We start from the raw sequence: 2,340 nt of genomic DNA on the forward strand, positions 1-2,340 counted from the left end.
AAAACAACAAGGTGAAAAAGCAAGAGAAGAAAAGTGGTAGAGTAGTACCTCTCCGGTTAAATATTTTATTCCTTTGTGTATTTTTATTATTCTCTGGCATTATTATTCAGTTAGGGAAAGTGCAAATTTTTGATGGAGAAACATATAAAAATGAATTAGAGAAGAGAGAAAATGCAACCGTGGGCCTTTCTGTACCACGTGGGAAAATATTTGATCGTGAAGGAAATCCAGTAGTTGATAATAAGTCTTTACGTACGATTACATATACAAAGGTGAAAGGTGTAAAACAAGAAGAAATATTAAAATCAGCAAGACAACTTGCAGATATTATTGAAATGCCACAAGAAGATATAGATAAGTTAACTGAGACTGATAAGAAAGACTTTTGGATGCAATTGAATCCAGAACTGGCTCAAGACTTAGTATCAAAAAAAGAAATAGATAAGTTCCGAGATAAGGATATTACCGGAAAAGAGCTAGACAAAAAAATAGAAGATTTAAAAAGGAAACGCGTTACAGATAAAAATCTTCAAGAACTAACGGCTAAAGATATAGAAGTGTTAGCTATTAAAAGTAAAATGACCTCAGGTTTTCAAATGGCACCTCAAATTATTAAAAAGGACGTTAGTGAACAGGAATATGCGGTGATTAGTGAAAATTTAGCGAACCTTCCAGGAGTAGACGCATCAGTTGATTGGGAGAGAATCTATGTAAATGATGGATTATTCCGTTCTGTCCTTGGTAACGTTTCAAATGCTGATGAAGGATTGCCACGTGAACGATTAGATTATTATTTAGTGCGTGATTATAGCCGAAATGATAGGGTCGGAAAAAGTTATATCGAACAGCAATACGAAGATGTACTTCATGGTACAAAAAAAGAAGTAAGAAGCATTGCTGATAAACAAGGAAATACTATTAGAACGGAAACGGTTTCGGAAGGAAAAAGCGGTAAAAATTTAACTTTAACAATAGATATGGAATTGCAAAAAAAAGTAGAGGAGAGCATAGAAAAAATATTAAAACAATATAAAGGATCAGAATCAATGTTAGACCGTGCTTTCGTAGTGATGATGAATCCTAAAAATGGCCAAGTATTATCAATGGCTGGGAAAAGGCTTGTAGAAAAAGACGGGAAAATGGAAGTAGAAGATTATGCTTTAGGCACGCTGACAAGTTCATATGAGCTTGGATCAACGGTTAAAGGTGCGACAGTGTTAACAGGGTTTGAAACAAATGCAATAACTCCTGGAACACATTTTTATGATGCACCTATGAAGTTTAAAGGAACTAAGGAAAAGAAGTCTTGGAAAAATTTTGGTGATATAGACGATCTAAGAGCGTTACAAGTTTCTTCAAACGTTTATATGTTTAATATAGCATTAAAAATTGCTGGCGTGGATTATGTAAAAAATAGTTCACTAGATATTAAACAAGAATATTTTGATAAAATGAGGTATTATTTCAGGCAATTTGGACTAGGTGTACAAACTGGTATTGATTTACCAAATGAAACTGCAGGGCAAATTGGAAAAAAAGATAATCAGCCTGGTTTCTTATTAGATTATTCTATTGGGCAATATGATACGTATACACCACTTCAGCTTGCACAATATATTTCGACTATCGCAAATGGAGGATATCGAATGAAACCACAAATTGTTCAAGAGATTAGAGAACAAACCGTTCAAAAAGATGAGGTTGGTAAAGTAGTACAATCAATAGAACCCGTTGTTTTAAATAGAATCGATATGAAACAAGAATATATTAATCAAGTAAAAGAAGGATTTAGAAAAGTATTTCAAGAAGGAGATGGAACAGGAGTAAGAGCGTTCCAAAAAGCACCATATAAACCAGCTGGTAAAACAGGGACCGCACAAACTGTATATGGTGGAGAAAATGCAATTGGGCGAAATGCGAAAGGCGATCGTAGAGAATGTTATAACTTAACATTAGCTGGATATGCGCCATATGATGATCCAGAAGTAGCATTTTCTGTTGTAGTACCGTGGGTTGAAAATGATAAATCGGGCATTAACTCCGATATTGGAAAAGAAGTTTTAGATGCTTATTTTGATTTGAAAAATAAGCGGTTAACTGGTGAAGCGCCAAAAACAGATGCCTCTAAAGAGAATTAAAATGTACGAAACGTCTCTAGCATTCCTGTAAACTAGAGGCGTTTTTATCTGGGGATAGATTAGAAATGAGGTATATATGAAGCTGTTTATTCTAAAATATTGGAGGAACATATGTAGCTACATATTAATTATAATAGGGGTTATTTTTATTAATAAGTCCTTTTTATTTTGTATGGTAGAAGGAATTTCGATGCAACCTACT

The 2,340-nt window shown here is 33.9% G+C and carries 1 protein-coding gene and 1 pseudogene; both read left to right on the forward strand.

What is annotated here, in order from left to right; all coding sequences use genetic code 11:
• The first annotated feature begins 11 nt into the window (after positions 1-11).
• Positions 12-2,138: a peptidoglycan D,D-transpeptidase FtsI family protein gene (locus tag ABWK52_RS28005; protein ID WP_000743767.1), complete on the forward strand. Its 2,127-nt coding sequence runs from the start codon at positions 12-14 to the stop codon at positions 2,136-2,138.
• Between the two features lie 76 nt (positions 2,139-2,214).
• Positions 2,215-2,340, forward strand: a pseudogene (locus ABWK52_RS28010) (signal peptidase I); the annotation flags it as partial.

The sequence above is a fragment of the Bacillus sp. AP50 genome (assembly GCF_040492675.1).
GTDB lineage: Bacteria > Bacillota > Bacilli > Bacillales > Bacillaceae_G > Bacillus_A > Bacillus_A cereus.